Origin of the sequence: Soehngenia longivitae (assembly GCF_004684055.1) — a bacterium.
Taxonomy (GTDB): Bacteria; Bacillota; Clostridia; order Tissierellales; family Tissierellaceae; genus Soehngenia; species Soehngenia longivitae.
The window spans coordinates 221,979-237,040 of the sequence record NZ_SRIB01000002.1 but is presented as its reverse complement, the minus strand read 5'-3'; the positions used below and the strand labels follow the sequence as shown (position 1 = coordinate 237,040).

Sequence of the window (15,062 nt, the reverse complement as noted above, 5' to 3'; positions counted from 1 at the left end):
TTATAACATAGTTTTTTCTATTTCACTAATTTTTTCTATCCTTCTTAAATGTCTGCCACCTTGAAAAGTAGAATTCAAATACGCACTTAAAATTTCTTTTGCTAAATCTACTCCCAAAACCCTGCCACCTAAGGCTATCATATTTGCATTGTTATGTTCCATACTCATCCTTGCAGAATATGTGTCAGAACAAAGAGCACATCTAATACCTTTTACTTTATTTGCAGCAATTGAGATTCCAATCCCTGTTCCACATATGACGACTCCTCTTTCAACTTCTTTATTTACAACTGCTTCTGCAACGATTTTACCATAATCTGGATAATCAACTGATGTTAAATCATTAGTTCCATAGTCTATGACATCAATTCCTTTTTCTAGCATGTATTTTTTTAATTCTTCTTTTAATTCATATCCACCATGATCTGAACCAATTCCTATTTTCATTCTCTCTCCTCCTCTAATTTTTCTATAAATCTATCAATATGGTACTCCAACTCTTCCATAGTTCTTTTGTACCCAGATAGTGATTCTCCAAAAGGGTCTTTTATATCTTTTTCTCTTCCTGTCGAAACTTCACTTAAAAGTTTTATCTTATTTGAAAACATAGGATAATCTATCAACAATTGATTTTTTTGAGCTTTTGTCATCACCAGTACCAAATCAGCCCAAGCTAAATCATCAGCGCTTATCTTCTTTGCCCTGTGTTTAGAAATATCCGCAATCCCTTTCATTGCAAGCAATGCATTTTTGCTTGGCAAATCATTGTCTATCGCAAATATTCCTCTTGATTTTACTTCGATATTTTTACTTAGCCTCTTTGATTTATTCTTTAATATACCTTCTGCCATAGGGCTGCGACAAGTATTTCCTGTACACACAAACAAAACATTCATATTATCCTCCAAATTTAAGCTATATTTCCACCACTTGATTTTTTCAGTCTATTCATAATGGCAAGACCTATTCCTTCTTCTATTACTCCCTCACATAATATCACATCAACACCTAGATTATCTATCTGTCTTATGTATTTAAATAAATTGTGAGCGATTGTTTCTAAATCTGTTATTGTACCTAAACTCAACAAAATATCCGCATCATAATTATCTAGGTTTTCGTCTACAGTTAAAATACCCACTTTTTTATTTTCATCAGTCAGTTTCTCATACATAGCTTTTAATCTATCTGTCATATCGCTACTATATGGGAATAAAATCAGTTCTGCTTTTGGAGCATAATGTCTATATTTTTGTCCAGGAGCTCTTGGCTTTAATATCTCTTTTCCTTCTTTTAAAGCTGGATCTAGTTCCACTTTTTTTAAATATTTTCGCAAATGTTCTATGGTTATACCACCTGGTCTTAGTATCATAGCTATATCATTTGACAAGTCTACAACCGTCGACTCTAAACCAACTCTAGCATCTCCACCGTCAATTATCAGTGGAATTTTTCCATACATATCTTCGTATACATCTTCAGCACATGTTGGACTAGGTTTTCCTGAAGTATTTGCAGATGGTGCTGCTATTGGCATACCTAACTTTTCAATCAGCTTTAGAGCTATTTTATTATCAGGCATTCTTATAGCTACCGTATCCAATCCAGCAGTAATTACATCAGGTACATTTGGTTTCCTTTTAAAGATTATGGTGAGTGGTCCAGGCCAAAATGCGTCCATTAATTTTTTAGCATCTGGTGAAATATTTTCTGCAATTTCCTCAACCATTTCTATAGAGCATACATGAAGGATTAAGGGATTGTCTTGTGGTCTGTTTTTAGCTATAAAAATTTTCTCTACAGCTTCTTTATTAAGACCTGCTGCGCCTAATCCATAGACTGTTTCCGTTGGGAAAGCTACTAATTCATTGGTTTTTAATATTTCAACTGCTTCATCTATTAAATCATCCTCAGGATTTTGAGGATCTATTTTTATTATTTTTGTCTGCATGATATCCTCCATTTTTACTTAAAAAAAAAGGGGAAAACCCCTTTTAGCTGATATTTTTCAGTCTTTCTGCCTGATCTGTAGTAGTAAGAGCATCTATCATCTCGTCAAGATCACCATCAATGAAATTGTTCAACTTGTATAGGGTTAAATTAATCCTGTGATCAGTAACTCTACCTTGAGGAAAATTGTATGTCCTAATTCTCTCAGATCTATCCCCAGTTCCTACTTGCCCTCTTTTCATCTGTGCCAATTCTTCATTTTGTTCTCTAAGCTTCATTTCATAGAGCCTAGATTTCAATATTTTCAATGCTTTTTCTTTATTTTTTAACTGGCTTTTTTCATCTTGACAAGATATCACTATACCGGTTGGTATATGTGTGACTCTCACAGCTGAATCTGTTGTATTAACAGACTGTCCACCATTCCCAGATGATCTAAACACATCTATTCTCAAATCAGATGGATTTATTTCAATGTCAATGTCCTCTGCTTCAGGTAGTACTGCGACAGTAGCAGTAGACGTGTGTATTCTACCACTTGACTCTGTTTCAGGTACCCTTTGTACTCTGTGAACTCCTGATTCATATTTTAGCCTTGAATAAGCTCCTTTTCCATTTATCATGAATATTACTTCTTTGAAGCCACCTATGCCTATTTCGTTTGAACTCATAAGTTCTACTTTCCAATTATTCCTCTCTGCATATCTTACATACATCCTGAATAAAACACCAGCAAACAGTGCAGCTTCGTCTCCCCCTGCACCTGCTCTTATCTCTACGATTACATTTTTATGATCATTTGGATCTTTTGGCAATAGAAGTACCTTAAGTTCTTCCTCTAAAGTCTCAACTTTACTTTCTAATTCTTTGATCTCTTCTTTCAAGAAATCTTTAGTTTCCTCATCAATCTTTTCATAAAGCATTTCTTTTGCTGTTTCTAAATCTTCTTTTATTTTTCTGTATTCTTCATATTTATTCACAATTGGCTCTAAATCAGCCTGCTCTTTCATAACTCTTTGCCATTCTTCTCTATCTTCATTTATTAGATTAGGATCCATAGCTTTTTTATTTAATTCTTTATATTTAGATGCTAAAAAATCTAGTTTTTCTAACAATTCTTACCCCTCTTATCTTAACAAAAATTATACACACAACTACCCATATTAATATTATATTTCATATTTGGTTTTTTTTCAATATCAATGGTTTACTTAATTTTTAAATAGTTCATGATTAAAGATATTAACGCACCTGCAATGATTATTATGACTGGACTTATGTCTAAAAAACCCACTAATACTGCAACTATTACAGCTATAGATATTCTTTTAGTTAAATTATCTCCTTTTTTTAGCATAATAACCACACTAGATAAAATTAGTGCTGCAATTGCTGGCCTTATTCCAGAAAAAATTTCTTCCACAATGGCTAAATTTTTAAAATCATTGAAAAATATTGCGATGATTAGAATGATTAAAAAAGAAGGTAATACAGTTCCCAAAAGACAACTTAAAGCACCTGTTAATCCCCTTATTTTGTAACCGATGAATACGCTTGTATTTACTGCTACTGGGCCAGGAGAAGCTTGAGCTAAGGCAAGCATATCTGTAAATTCTTCATCACCAATTAATTTTTTATTTTCTACAATTTCTCTCTCCATTATAGGTATCATTGCATACCCTCCACCGAATGTAAAAGCCCCTATTTTAAAGAAAGTAATGAATAAATTTAATATTATTTTCAAGTCTTTCCCCCCTAGTAGAGAATAATTCCTAGTAGTCCTGCAATCAATATGCAAACTATAGGATTAATCTTTTTCACATATACTAAAAGAAAAACAGTTATAGAGATAAAGACTGCCTTTATATCAGCGACTGTGTTGTTAAATACGCTTATAAAAGCTGCTAATATAAGTCCTACAACTATAGGCCTTATCCCTTGAAAAATCCATTCTACTACTTTAGTATTTTTAAATCTAGAAATAACATAGAATAACAAACTGACTACTATAAACGATGGCAACACTACTCCTATTGTAGAAACAAGTGAACCTGTAAATCCTGCAATCTTATAACCAATGAAAGTCGCAGAATTTATAGCTATAGGTCCTGGAGTCATTTCAGAAATTGCTAATATATCTATGTATTCTGTAGCGCTAAGCCAACCATGTTCATATATTACTACATCTTCAATAAAGGGAAGCATTGCATATCCTCCCCCAAAGCTAAATGCGCCAATCTTAAAAAATGATATAAATAAATCCAATAATACAGGCAAAAAATCACCCCTAATCTTTATAAGCTACTACTACTCTATCTCTTTGTTCTAAATCTTTAATTATTGAAATATCTCTATAGCCAAAATCATAAAGTATATCTCTAACACTCGCTCCTTGAGTTAAACCAATCTCAAATGCAAGCATTCCTCCAGATTTAAGAAAATCTCTTGCGCTAAGTGATATTCTTTTATAGTACATGAGTCCATCAACTCCACCGGACAATGCAATTTGTGGTTCATATAAAACTTCTTTCTGCAACTTTTTCATTTCTTCTTCATCAATATACGGTGGATTTGAAACTATTATGTCGAATTCTTCTTTGTTGGGTTTATTCAAAAAAATTTCAAATAAATCACTTTTAAACATAGTAACATTTGAAATACTTAAATTATCCTGATTTTCTTTAGCAATTATCAAAGCTTCTTCTGATATATCTATTCCTATCAATTTTCCATTTGGACAATTTTTAGCAATCGATAAAATAATAGCGCCGCTTCCAACTCCTATCTCTAAAAGTCTGTAATTATCTAAATTATTTTTATTGATGTAATTTATTACATATGAAACCAATATCTCAGTATCAGCTCGAGGAATGAGAACTCCTTCTCTTACTTTAAATTTATATCCGAAGAACTCTACTTCCCCAAGTAGATACTGCAAAGGATATCCATTCTTTCTCTTTTCAATGAACGATAAATACCTATCTTCTAATTCTTCTTCAACTTCTGACTCAATATGTGCAAATAAGAATGATTTATCGACATTCATTAGCTTTGCTAATATAACCTGTGATTCTAAACTAGGATTTGAGTTTGGATTTTGCTTTAATAGCCCTGAGCCTTTTAAAAGCAATTCTTTTATTACCACAAATCCGCCTCCTTATTTTCAGGAATAACTGCCTCCAGTGCTTTAATTGCCACTTCGATTTGAGAATCATCTGGCTCTTTTACTGTTGCATACTTTTGTATCAATAATCCAGGGTAAGATAAATAATAACAAAATTTAGAGTTGCTCTTTCCGATAAATCTATTTATTTCATATGAAATCCCAGCTATAATTGGAAGCATGATAATCCGAGTTAAAATCCTCATAACTGGATTTGGCCAACCGAAAAATGACAATACCACTATGCTCACTATCATTACCATAAAAAGGAAGCTTGTCCCACACCTTGGATGCAGTATTGAAAATTTCTTGACGTTTTCTACAGTCAACGGAACTCCATTTTCATAAGCATGTATGCTCTTATGTTCTGCTCCATGATATTCAAAGACCCTTCTTACATCTTCTAGTTTTGACACCCAAACTACATATAAGAAGAATATAAAAATCCTTATTAAGCCTTCAATTAAATTCAATAAAATTGAATTTTCAATTCTATTGGAAAATAAATTTGTTAAAAAGTTTGGTAAAATCATAAAGACCACAACAGCTATAGCAATTGATAAAAACACAGTTAAACTCATTGCTACGTCATCTGCTTTTTCTTTGAATATTCTTTTAAATAAACTCTCTTTTTCTTGTGTTTCTGTTTCATTTGGGTTCTCATCAAAAAATTCAGCAGAATACATCAAAGCACTCATCCCAACTTTAAGTGAGTCTACTAATCCTAACATTCCCCTAATTATTGGCAGTGATGTGATCTTATTCTTTTTATTTAGTGGCAAAGATTTTTCTACTTTTAAATCAATTTCACCATCAGGTTTTCTAACTGCTATTGAAACTTTTTCAGGCCCTCTCATGAGGATACCCTCTATTAAAGCTTGCCCTCCTATCGAGGTCTTATGAATTGGTTTTGATATCACATTTATATTTTCAGACATTTTATTCTTCCCCTCTAAAAAAATTAGGTTAGATGCACCCGCAGCTAACCTAGTCTTTGAGAAATTAGTCGATGTTGTATTTCTTCTTAAATTTCTCTACACGTCCACCTCTCTCAACAAGCTTTTGTTTGCCTGTAAAGAATGGGTGGCATTCTGAACAAATTTCTACTCTTAGCTCTTCCTTAGTTGAGCCTGTTTTAAAAGTATTTCCACAAGCACAAGTGACTGTTGCTTGTTTGTATTCTGGATGAATATTTGGTTTCATTCTTTTCACCTCTCTTCGAAGAGTTTCGTACATTTAACTCTAAACATCAGCTAAATAATTGTACCACAAAATTTTATTTATTTCAACTACAACCAAATTTTATTTCTCATTTCTTCAATAAATTCTTCATTAGTCTTTGTTGATACGATTTTGTTTATTAAAAATTCAGTTACCTCTTGAGTAGATGCATTTCCAAAAGCTTTTCTCATAGCCCAAACTGTTTCTAATTCTCTTTGGCTCATCAGAAGTTCTTCTTTTCTAGTCCCTGATTTATATATATCTATAGCAGGGAATATCCTCTTTTCAGATAACTTTCTATCTAAGTGGATTTCCATATTTCCTGTTCCTTTAAACTCTTCAAAGATAACATCATCCATTCTGCTTCCCGTTTCAACTAAAGCTGTAGCAAGTATAGTAAGGCTTCCGCCTTCTTCTAAATTTCTTGCTGCTCCGAAAAATCTCTTAGGTTTGTGAAGTGCTCCTGGATCAAGCCCTCCAGATAGAGTTCTTCCAGTGGGAGGAATGCTTAAATTATATGCTCTCGCAAGCCTAGTTATACTGTCTAAAAGTATTACAACATCTTTCCCATGCTCTACAAGTCTCTTTGCTCTTTCTAAAACCATTTCAGCAACTCTCGTATGATTTTTAGGTAGTTCATCAAAAGTTGAGTAAACAACCTCACCTTTTACAGACCTTTTCATATCCGTAACTTCTTCAGGTCTTTCATCTATAAGTAAAATTATCATTTCCACTTCTGGATGATTTTTGGCTATACCGTTGGCTATCATCTTTAAAAGAGTTGTCTTACCTGCTTTTGGAGGGGATACTATCATCCCTCTTTGACCTTTCCCAATAGGTGCGACTAAATCTATTATTCGAGTAGCGTATTCGATAGGACTTGTTTCAAGTCTTAATCTCTGATTTGGGTAAATTGGAGTAAGGCTTTCAAAGTCTGGTCTATTGATTGCAGTAGCAGGAGGCATGTCATTGACTTCTTTAACATAAAGTAAAGCACTGAATTTTTCTCCTTGTTTAGGAGGTCTTGTTATCCCAGTTATTTTATCTCCGGTTTGAAGGTGAAATCTTCTTATTTGAGATGGGGAGATGTATATATCATCATCTCCCGGCATATAGTTTTGGCGTCTTAAAAAACCATATCCATCTGTGTGAAGCTCTAATACCCCTTCTGCTAAATCTATATCTTCTAATTGCTCCATTTCAACACTTGCATTTTCAGATAGATCTTCTATATCCATGTCTTTTATGTCTATTTTGACATCTTCTTTAGATTCTTCTTCATTTTCCAATGCATCATCAACCACGTCATCATATATTGCCAACTCTTCATCAGAATCTTCATAAGGGTCTTTTCCCATGATTAGGTTTATTAGCTCTTCCTTCTTGTATTTATAGTAGCCTGGGATATTGTATGCTTTTGCAATTTCTCTTAACTCTTGTAGTTTCTTACTGTATAAAATATCCTGATCCAAATTCACACCTCTTAACTATTATTTTGCATATCTAGGTTTTTTATCGAGTTGATGTATAGATTTTATAAATCTTACAGTACCCGTTTCTGCCCTTAAAACTATAGTTTCTGTTGTCGCTTTGTTGTTGTCTAAATATTTAACTCCTGCTAAAAGTTCACCATAAGTAACTCCAGTTGCAGAAAATGCAACTTCGTTTCCTTTTACTAAATCATCTGTAGTGTAGACTTTATCTAAATCTACTCCCATTTTTTTGCATCTCTCTATTTGAGCATCATCTTCAGGCAACAATATTCCTTGAATTTCTCCCCCTAAGCATTTGAGTGCGCATGCCGCTAATACTCCCTCTGGAGCTCCTCCACTGCCCAATAAAATATCTACATTGGCTTCTTCAAAACAAGTATTCATAGCCCCTAAGACATCGCCATCTGTTATAAATTTGATTCTAGCACCAGCTTGTCTTATCTCTTGAACCAAGTTTTTATGTCTTTCTCTGTCTAAGACGCATACAGTTATCTCTGAAACATTTTTATTGAGAGCTCTTGAAACATTTAATATGTTCTCTTTAACAGAAGCCTTGATGTCAATTACCCCTTTAGCCTTTGGGCCAACAGCGATTTTTTCCATGTACATGTCTGGGGCATTGAGCAAACACCCTCTAGGTGCAACTGCTACAACAGATATGGCATTCGGATACCCATTTGCCACAGATTGTGTGCCATCCAGTGGATCAACCGCAATATCTACCTTTATGCAACCTTCAGTTGAGTGACCTATTTGTTCACCGATATATAGCATAGGAGCTTCATCCATTTCACCTTCTCCTATTACTACAACTCCGTCGATGTTTATCGTGTCAAACATTCTTCTCATCGCATCGACCGCTAACTGATCTGCCTCATTTTTATCTCCTCTACCCATGAGTTTTGCACTTGCAAGTGCAGCAGCCTCAGTTACTCTGGCTAAATTAATCGCAAGACTTCTATCCATTTTTCTCCCCCTTATTTAGTTTTAACTCCTTCCCAGTCCTTTAAGAACCTTTCAATACCACTATCAGTCAATGGGTGATTTAACATTTGCAAAAATACTTTATACGGTATCGTTGCAATATGTGCCCCAGCTTTAGCCGATTCGATTACGTGCATTGGATGTCTTATGCTTGCAGCAATTACCTCTGTCTTAATCGAATAATTGTCAAATATTTGAACTATATCTTTGATAAGTGGTATCCCTTCTGTACTTATATCGTCAAGCCTGCCAATAAATGGGCTTACGAAACTAGCCCCAGCTTTAGCTGCTAGCAAAGCTTGGTTAGGAGAAAAAACAAGGGTTACATTTGTCTTTATGCCCTCTTTTGATAAAACGCTCACTGCTTTAAGTCCTTCTTTAGTCATAGGGACTTTGATAGTGATGTTTTTGTGAATTTTTGCAAGTTCCCTTGCTTCTTTTAACATACCTTCTGCTTGAAGTGAAATTACCTCTGCACTTATAGGCCCGTCTACAATTTTTGTTATTTCTTCAACAACCTCTTCAAAAACTCTTCCTTCCTTGGCAATCAGACTTGGATTAGTAGTCACACCGCTTAATACTCCCCAACTATTGACTTCTTTAATCTCATCAATATTTGCTGTGTCGATAAATAGCTTCATAATTATTCTCCTTTCAATGGATGTTAATAGAGCAATTTGTATCAAACGACCTGCATATAAAAAGGGAAAAATTTGTAATTTAGAATGAGCGCCTTCTATACAAGCCTATAGAAAAGATAATTGATACTAAGAATTCTTAGTATCAATTATATCATATTTTTAAAAAATATTTAAGCGTTTAATGGTTTTAATCCTAATATTTCTCTAGCTTCATTTGGAGTGGCTATTTCTCTCCCCAATTCTTTAGCTATTCTTACTACTTTTTCAACTAATTCACCATTGGATTTTGCTAAAACACCTTTTGAAATATAAGTATTATCTTCAAATCCTACTCTTACATGTCCGCCCATTACGATGGCTAATGCTGCCATAGGGAATTGATTTTTCCCAATACCTGCAACTGTCCAAGTAGATCCTGCTGGAATTGAGTCAACAAGAAATGCTAAATCTCTAGCAGTTGCTGTCATTTGTACTCCCAAAACAAAATCAAAATGCATTGGAGCTTTTATAAAACCTTGCTTATGGTATTTTATAGCATAATCTACCATTCCTTTATCAAAAACTTCAATTTCAGGTTTTATATTTCTTTGATTCATGATATTTGCAAAATTCTTTATCGTGTTTTCAGTGTTTATAAATATTTCATCTCCACCGAAGTTCAATGTGCCACAGTCAAGAGTTGCCATTTCAGGATATAATTCAGTTGGTTGAAGTCTTTCTTCGTCAGACATGCCTACTGCTCCACCAGTTGATGGTTGTATGATTACATCTGGGCATTTTGCTCTAATTGCATCCATGCATTCTTTAAATCTCTCTTTTCTTTGAGTTGGGGTGCCATCATCTTCTCTGACATGAAGATGAATGATGCTTGCTCCAGCTTTATATGCACTTTTTGCTTCTCTTGCTATTTCCTCTACTGTATAAGGAACACTGGGGTTATTTTCTTTTGTTACTTCAGCCCCACATATTGCAGCAGTTATTATGAGTTTATCCATCTTATTCACCTCTTATTTTCTTTTTTTATCTTTTGGTACTACGCAAGTCCCTTCAGCTACGCAGACTACAATTGGTTCTTCTAATACATCACATGCTGAATCATTTATGTCCGGTCTAGCTTGAATTACTTTTCTCGCTTCAAACTTCATCTTTCTTGAAGTATTTCCAACGCTTACAATTTCTCCGTAAGCTTCTATATAGTCTCCTGCAAATACTGGAGCTTTAAATTCTACTTTGTCGTATGCTACAAATAATCCTTCATCGCCATCTAACCTGATGAGTAGTTCTGTAGCTACATCTCCAAAAAGTCCTAACATCCTCGCTCCGTCAACTAAATTTCCACCATAATGAGCGTCATGTGCGCTCATTCTCATTCTTATCATAGCTTTTTCCATAATAAATCCTCCTATCATTTGATCTTTGTCTTAATTATAACATACAGAAAACGTTTCTTCTAGTGAGTATATATTCCTTATATTTACAATTTTCGTAAATGTTTTGTAACTATTTATATCTCTAGATATGATAAACTATTTAAAAGATCAGGAGGTGATTTATTCTGAATGAAATAATAAAAACCAAAAACCTACGAAAAGTATATAAAATGGGCGATGAAAAGATAATTGCTCTAAATGATGTAAATTTAGAAATTTACAAGAAGGAAATTGTTTGTATAATTGGTACTTCAGGTTCTGGCAAGAGCACATTGTTAAATATGATGGCAGGCTTAGAAAAACCAACAAAAGGTGAAATTATTGTCAATAATATGCATTTAGAAAAAATGAATGAAAAGCAATTGACTAAATTTAGACAAAAAAATGTAGGATTTGTATTCCAATCGTATAATCTCATCCCAACTCTTACCGCATTAGAAAATGTGAGCTTAGTTCTTACATTTAGAGGAGTTCCTAAAAGAGTACGTGAAAAAAAAGCTACAGAGATGCTCAAAAATGTGGGATTAGGAAAAAGGTTACATCACAAGCCATCTGAAATGAGTGGTGGTCAGCAGCAAAGAGTAAGTATAGCAAGAGCTTTTGTGGGAAATCCAAAGATAGTATTTGCGGATGAACCTACCGGAAACCTTGATACTAAGACGACATTTGAAATAATGGATCTAGTGACATCCATGGTAAAGGATTTAAATCAAACTTTAGTAATAGTAACTCATGACGATGAAATCTCAAGCTATGCAAATAGAATATTTCACATGAGAGACGGAAAAATCGAAAAGGTAGAAGAACTGCCACTTAAAGGAGATGTTGTCAATTGAAAAGAATAATAAGTTTTACGCTTGTCTTAATTCTTATATTAATTCCACTTTCTGATTTAGCATATGCATCAACCGCCATAGCAGAGCCAAACATCACGATAAAAAATCAAGATATGCCTGAATTACAGGCTGGGAAAGTAAACACTATAAAACTCCAGCTTGAAAATACCAACTCAGCCTTTAACATTGTTTGTACTCCCCAGATTGGAGAGGACACACCTTTTTTACCAAGTAATATAACTGAAAGTATTTCTATATCGAATCCTAATCAACCCTTTGAATTGAAATTAAACGTGCTTCCAAATACACCAGCGGGAATATATCCTTTGGAATTAAATTTCCAATATGACTATAGCAGTGGTACTACGGACAGCTATACTATACAGCATGGAAAGAAAGATATAACTGTGTATGTAAAGATAAGTAGTTCAGCAGTACAACCCAAAATCTTAGTTACCAAACTTACTACAAATCCACAATTCATTGCTAAAGGTCAAAGCTTTCAAGCAAGTATATTCTTTCAAAATATAGGAGATGCAGATATATCAAACATTTCCACAAAATTATCAGGGCTAAGTAAAGACACCATATTTTTAGAGTCAGGTTCTGATTCAGGATTTATTAAGAACATAAAAGCTAATGGCAATGGATATATCACTTACAACTTAAAGGCCGCATCCACAGTTGCTAGTGGAACATATGAATTAGAAATAACTTTTAAATACAACGGAATAGAGGAAACGCAAAAAGTATATATAACAATAAGCCAGTCATCAACACAATCATCAAATGTAATTATAAAAGACATGATCTTCGACACAAAACAGATAACGCCTAATGACAATTTTCAAGTTAGTTTTAACTTGTTAAATTCAGGTCCAATTTCTGCATCAAATATAATTGTAAAAGCAGAAAGTCAAGACCCTCAAGTAGTACCTAAAAGCACTTCGATAATAAAAATAGACAATTTGAAATCTGGAGAAAGCAAAAATATTAGATTTTTATTTTCCCCAACACAAGATGCAATCACAAGAAATTATCCAATAAAAATAACTGTAGAATATCAGGATATTTACAGTGGAGCAGAAAAATATACATTTGAACAATATGTTGGATTAAATGCATATGTAGCAGCTAAACCAGGTGAAGAAGATACTCCTAAGGGAAAGCCTAAATTGATAATTGATAAATATAGTTTTGAACCAAAATTAGTAAAAGCTGGACAAAATTTTACGATGAGTTTGTCGTTCTTTAACACAAATAGCACAAAAACTGTTAAAAACATAAAAATATTTTTAACTGCTGATACTGTAGCAAATCCTGACAGTCCATCTTCAGGTGGAAGTGTATTTACTCCCGTAGATAGCTCTAATACATTTTATATCGATAGCATCGGACCAAAAGGAAAAATTCAAAAAAACATCGTCATGTATACTGTCCCAGATGCTCAAGCAAAAACTTATACTTTAACTGCGAATTTTGAATATGAAGATGCCAATGGAAACGAATACACAGCAACTGAATTAATCGGAGTTCCCGTAGTTCAAGAGTCAAAACTTGAGATAGGCGAACTAGGGTATATGCCAGAAGCTTATTTAGGACAATCAACTCCGATTTCAGTTGAATTTTTTAACACTGGTAAAGTTACACTATACAACATGATGGTAAAATTAGAAGGAGATTTTCAAACCGAAAATGGCCAGTATTTTGTCGGAAACTTTGAATCAGGAAGCAGTGAATTCTTTGAAGGCTATGTAATTCCAAACCAAGCTGGTGAATTAAGCGGAGCATTAGTCTTTTCATTTGAAGACTCCACAGGTCAAATGCAAGAGATAAGAAAAGAATTTACGTTGAATGTAATGGAAATGGCTCCTCAACCAGAGTTCCCTGTAGAACCACCTATTGAACCTGATAACGGAGGAATAAGTATGTGGGTTTGGATAGGACTAGGGGCTGTAGCTCTCGCAGCAATTGGAGTAATAGTCCGTAGAAAAAGAAAAGCCAAAAAAGAAATAGAGGATTTAGAAATAAATGAATAGCATAGATCTCATTTATATGGGAATTAAAAATCTGTGGAGAAGAAAATTAAGGACATTTCTTACAGTATTGGGAGTGGTGATTGGGGCTACATCTATTATTGTAATGCTCAGCATTGGGTTTGGATTGACACAGTCATTCGAAGATCAAATCTCTCAATGGGGAAGCTTAACTACCATAAATGTATACCCCAAGTGGTCCGATCCAAGTATGCCAAGTACAGGAAATACTCAAGTGTATTTAAATGACGAAGCAGTCACAAGCTTTAAAGCCATACCCCATGTTGTCGCAGTAAACCCAATTATTGAAACATATGGTACAGTAATAGATGGAAAATATATAACTAATATCCCTATAAGAGGAATTGACCCAAGCATAATGGAAGATTTTGAATTTGAAGTAGCTGATGGCAGATTATTAGATGAATCAGATGAAATGACAGCGGTGTTCGGAGGACAAGTCGCCATGAGTTTTTACAATCCTAAAGCTACTGTTTGGAGAGAACCTAAGGTAGATTTAATGAAAGATAAATTAGTCATTACATTAAATCCTAATTACGGATGGTCTGATCCCAATCAAGAGACTATAAATTACAAATCTTATAAGATAAAAGTAGCAGGTATACTTACAGAAGACAATTATGAATACAGCTACGCAGTTTATATGCCAATGGCAGATGTAAAAAAGATGATTAAAGAAAAAGAAAAAGCTGAAAATGTAAAACCAAGCCCTAACAAAAGCAAAGACGACTATCAAAATATAACAGTCAAAGTAGATGATATGGATAATGTTAAAGATGTTCAAGATCAAATAAAATCATTAGGATATGAAGCATATAGTTTAAATGACCAGTTAGAATCCATGAAGCAAACCGCTAGATCAATTCAACTTGCACTAGGCGGCATAGGGGCAATATCTCTATTAGTTGCGGCTATTGGAATAACAAATACTATGGTAATGAGCATATATGAAAGGACAAAAGAGATAGGTATAATGAAAGTAATTGGAGCATCTATAAATGATATTAAAAAATTGTTTTTATTCGAATCAGCTATGATAGGTTTATTTGGCGGAGTAATAGGAATAGGATTGAGTTATCTATTGTCTTTCCTAATAAATAAATTTGGAGCTAACTTTGGAAACTTCATGGGCACTGGCATGGGTACTAAGATTTCTATCATACCAGTATGGCTTGTATTTGCAAGTCTTGCTTTTTCAGCATTAATTGGAGTAATTTCAGGATACTACCCAGCAAGAAGAGCTATGAATCTTTCTGCAATAGAAGCTATAAGGACAGAATAAGTCGG

Annotated in this window: 17 protein-coding genes; 3 read left to right on the top strand and 14 right to left on the bottom strand. The window is 33.9% G+C overall.

The genetic code is table 11. The features are described from left to right. The 14 genes from rpiB to kal form a co-directional block, all read right to left on the bottom strand. Positions 1-447, bottom strand: a complete 447-nt coding sequence (gene rpiB / locus E4100_RS02665; RefSeq protein ID WP_135270488.1) for a ribose 5-phosphate isomerase B — start codon at positions 445-447, stop codon at positions 1-3. Next, the gene (locus E4100_RS02660) at positions 444-896 is read right to left on the bottom strand and encodes a low molecular weight protein arginine phosphatase (protein ID WP_135270487.1); all 453 of its coding nucleotides are present in this window, start codon (positions 894-896) and stop codon (positions 444-446) included. The genes rpiB and E4100_RS02660 overlap by 4 nt, the downstream gene beginning before the upstream one ends. Positions 897-910: 14 nt before the next feature. Next, positions 911-1,951: an L-threonylcarbamoyladenylate synthase gene (locus E4100_RS02655; protein WP_135270486.1), complete on the bottom strand. Its 1,041-nt coding sequence runs from the start codon at positions 1,949-1,951 to the stop codon at positions 911-913. Positions 1,952-1,994: 43 nt separating this feature from the next. Then, positions 1,995-3,065, bottom strand: a complete 1,071-nt coding sequence (gene prfA, locus E4100_RS02650; RefSeq protein ID WP_135270485.1) for a peptide chain release factor 1 — start codon at positions 3,063-3,065, stop codon at positions 1,995-1,997. Positions 3,066-3,157: 92 nt separating this feature from the next. Next, the gene (locus tag E4100_RS02645) at positions 3,158-3,694 is read right to left on the bottom strand and encodes a chromate transporter (protein ID WP_209315229.1); all 537 of its coding nucleotides are present in this window, start codon (positions 3,692-3,694) and stop codon (positions 3,158-3,160) included. Positions 3,695-3,705: 11 nt separating this feature from the next. Continuing rightward, positions 3,706-4,227, bottom strand: coding sequence for a chromate transporter (locus tag E4100_RS02640; protein WP_135270484.1), 522 nt, complete (start codon positions 4,225-4,227; stop codon positions 3,706-3,708). A 10-nt stretch (positions 4,228-4,237) separates the two neighbouring features. Beyond that, the gene (prmC, locus tag E4100_RS02635) at positions 4,238-5,095 is read right to left on the bottom strand and encodes a peptide chain release factor N(5)-glutamine methyltransferase (protein WP_135270483.1); all 858 of its coding nucleotides are present in this window, start codon (positions 5,093-5,095) and stop codon (positions 4,238-4,240) included. Next, entirely contained in the window at positions 5,089-6,051 is a 963-nt protein-coding gene (locus E4100_RS02630) for a DUF1385 domain-containing protein (protein ID WP_245196345.1), read from the bottom strand. Before E4100_RS02630 ends, prmC begins: the two co-directional genes overlap by 7 nt. A 64-nt stretch (positions 6,052-6,115) precedes the next feature. Next, positions 6,116-6,316: a 50S ribosomal protein L31 gene (rpmE, locus tag E4100_RS02625; protein WP_135270482.1), complete on the bottom strand. Its 201-nt coding sequence runs from the start codon at positions 6,314-6,316 to the stop codon at positions 6,116-6,118. A gap of 86 nt (positions 6,317-6,402) precedes the next feature. Beyond that, positions 6,403-7,812 (bottom strand): transcription termination factor Rho, encoded by a 1,410-nt coding sequence (gene rho / locus E4100_RS02620; protein WP_425596608.1) that lies wholly within the window; start codon positions 7,810-7,812, stop codon positions 6,403-6,405. Positions 7,813-7,824: 12 nt separating this feature from the next. After that, on the bottom strand, positions 7,825-8,793 hold the full coding sequence (gene glpX / locus E4100_RS02615; RefSeq protein ID WP_135270480.1) for a class II fructose-bisphosphatase: 969 nt from the start codon (positions 8,791-8,793) through the stop codon (positions 7,825-7,827). An 11-nt stretch (positions 8,794-8,804) separates the two neighbouring features. Continuing rightward, complete coding sequence (gene fsa, locus E4100_RS02610) at positions 8,805-9,452, bottom strand: fructose-6-phosphate aldolase (RefSeq protein WP_135270479.1); 648 nt, start codon at positions 9,450-9,452, stop codon at positions 8,805-8,807. A 170-nt stretch (positions 9,453-9,622) separates the two neighbouring features. After that, positions 9,623-10,447, bottom strand: coding sequence for a 3-keto-5-aminohexanoate cleavage enzyme (gene kce / locus E4100_RS02605; protein ID WP_135270478.1), 825 nt, complete (start codon positions 10,445-10,447; stop codon positions 9,623-9,625). A 12-nt stretch (positions 10,448-10,459) separates the two neighbouring features. After that, positions 10,460-10,843 carry a 3-aminobutyryl-CoA ammonia lyase gene (gene kal, locus E4100_RS02600; RefSeq protein ID WP_135270477.1) on the bottom strand — a complete coding sequence of 128 codons (384 nt, stop codon included), beginning with the start codon at positions 10,841-10,843 and terminating at the stop codon, positions 10,460-10,462. A gap of 209 nt (positions 10,844-11,052) precedes the next feature. Between kal and E4100_RS02595 the strand changes: the two genes are divergently transcribed. The 3 genes from E4100_RS02595 to E4100_RS02585 are packed head-to-tail and all read left to right on the top strand — an operon-like array spanning position 11,053 to position 15,057. Continuing rightward, on the top strand, positions 11,053-11,718 hold the full coding sequence (locus E4100_RS02595; RefSeq protein WP_209315228.1) for an ABC transporter ATP-binding protein: 666 nt from the start codon (positions 11,053-11,055) through the stop codon (positions 11,716-11,718). After that, complete coding sequence (locus tag E4100_RS02590) at positions 11,715-13,757, top strand: COG1361 S-layer family protein (protein WP_135270475.1); 2,043 nt, start codon at positions 11,715-11,717, stop codon at positions 13,755-13,757. Before E4100_RS02595 ends, E4100_RS02590 begins: the two co-directional genes overlap by 4 nt. Beyond that, positions 13,750-15,057 carry an ABC transporter permease gene (locus E4100_RS02585; protein ID WP_135270474.1) on the top strand — a complete coding sequence of 436 codons (1,308 nt, stop codon included), beginning with the start codon at positions 13,750-13,752 and terminating at the stop codon, positions 15,055-15,057. The genes E4100_RS02590 and E4100_RS02585 overlap by 8 nt, the downstream gene beginning before the upstream one ends. Positions 15,058-15,062 lie beyond the last annotated feature (5 nt).